We start from the raw sequence: 1,809 nt of genomic DNA on the forward strand, positions 1-1,809 counted from the left end.
ACGCCGAGCGTCGCGGGGCTTTCGCGTCCTACGGCCCGGCGGGGCTCGCGACCCGTCAGGAAGCGGCGGGAGCGTCGGTGGCGGTGGCGGCGGGGGCCGTCTTCAGGGCCGCGGCCATCTCCGCCAGCCGCTCCGCCGGGGCGGAGCCGGTGACCACCGTGGTCACGCCCTCGGCGTGCAGCACCAGCGCGTCGTACTTCGGCCCCTTCCAGACCTCCCAGGCCCGGCCCGAGACCTCGCGCGTGCGCCCGGTGTTCTCGGCGTCCCGGCTGACGTCGGGCACGTACTTCTTCGCCGGGGTCGTCGACTGCTCCACGGCCACGTACCTGTCGTCCGGGTCGAGGAAGCCCAGGTGCCAGCCGGCCCCGTTCTGTCCCTCGTACGAGACGGAGGTCGGCTTCCACCCCTTCGACAGCCCGTCCGGGGCCGCCACCGGGTACGGCGCGGCACGACGGGCCGTCGCGAGCTCGACCCGGTAGTCGACCGCCTTGATCGGGTCGGCCTTGTCGTCGTGCGGGATGAAGATGTAGACGACGCCCGCCACTGCGGTGATCACGAGCATCGACAGGATCATGTCCCGGACGGTCTGCTTGCCTCGCTTGCTTGCCACGGACTCAATGGTGGCATGGGCCTCCGGGCGCCCGGCCAGCGGGCATCCGCTCATACGTGACCCGGTCTGCTCATTTTATCGACCTACCGATAGAGTCACAGCACCCTCTTTTCCGGTCGTCGTCGTACAGAAAGGTGCGCTCCGATGTCCGAGCATCATCTGCCGTCCCAGCTCGAGGTCTCCCCGGAGGCCCCCGACCGCAACCTGGCCCTGGAGCTGGTGCGGGTCACCGAGGCCGCCGCCATGGCCGCCGGGCGCTGGGTGGGCCGCGGCGACAAGATCGGCGCCGACGGCGCCGCCGTCAAAGCCATGCGCACGCTCGTCTCCACCGTGTCGATGAACGGCATCGTCGTCATCGGTGAGGGCGAGAAGGACGAAGCCCCCATGCTGTTCAACGGCGAGCGCGTCGGCGACGGCACCGGAGCCGAGGTCGACATCGCCGTCGACCCCATCGACGGCACCACGCTCAACGCCAAGGGCATGCCCAACGCGATCGCCGTACTGGCCGCCGCGGACCGCGGCGCAATGTTCGACCCGTCCGCCGTCTTCTACATGGACAAGCTGGTCACCGGCCCCGAGGCGGCCGACTTCGTCGACATCAACGCGCCCGTGTCCGTGAACATCCGGCGCGTCGCGAGGGCCAAGAGCTCGACCCCCGAGGACGTCACCGTCGTCATCCTGGACCGGCCCCGGCACGAGGGCATCGTCAAGGAGATCCGGGAGACCGGCGCCCGGATCAAGTTCATCTCCGACGGCGATGTCGCCGGTTCGATCATGGCGGCCCGCGAGGGAACCGGTGTCGACCTGCTCATGGGCATCGGCGGCACCCCCGAGGGCATCATCTCGGCCTGCGCCATAAAGTGCCTCGGCGGTGTCATCCAGGGCAAGCTCTGGCCGAAGGACGAGGCCGAGCGGCAGCGCGCGCTGGACGCGGGTCACGACCTGGACCGCGTCCTGTCCACGGACGACCTCGTCAGCGGGGACAACGTGTTCTTCGTCGCCACCGGGATCACCGACGGCGAACTGCTGCGCGGTGTGCGGTACCGCGCGGAGACGGCCACCACGGAGTCCCTGGTGATGCGGTCCAAGTCGGGCACGATCCGGAGGATCGACTCGACGCACCGGCTCTCGAAGCTGCGCGCCTACAGCGCGATCGACTTCGACCGCGGCAAGTAGCCCCGGCGGTACGGATGTGGGGC

General features: G+C 70.0%; 2 protein-coding genes. One reads left to right on the forward strand and one right to left on the reverse strand.

The window, feature by feature from the left end; all coding sequences use genetic code 11:
- Nucleotides 1-55: 55 nt before the first annotated feature.
- On the reverse strand, nt 56-610 hold the full coding sequence (locus tag ACFWFI_RS42550) for a DUF4245 domain-containing protein (RefSeq protein ID WP_387401308.1): 555 nt from the start codon (nt 608-610) through the stop codon (nt 56-58).
- Nucleotides 611-754: 144 nt separating this feature from the next.
- On the opposite strand from ACFWFI_RS42550, the gene glpX reads away from it, so the two are divergent.
- Nucleotides 755-1,786 carry a class II fructose-bisphosphatase gene (gene glpX / locus ACFWFI_RS42555; RefSeq protein WP_387401310.1) on the forward strand — a complete coding sequence of 344 codons (1,032 nt, stop codon included), beginning with the start codon at nt 755-757 and terminating at the stop codon, nt 1,784-1,786.
- Nucleotides 1,787-1,809: the final 23 nt, after the last annotated feature.

The organism is Streptomyces sp. NPDC060209, from assembly GCF_042728155.1.
In the GTDB taxonomy this organism is placed as follows: Bacteria; Actinomycetota; Actinomycetes; order Streptomycetales; family Streptomycetaceae; genus Streptomyces.

Coding starts and splice junctions, on each gene's coding strand:
- glpX (WP_387401310.1), top strand. CDS start 755: ATGTCCGAGCATCATCTGCCGTCCCAGCTCGAGGTCTCCCCGGAGGCC.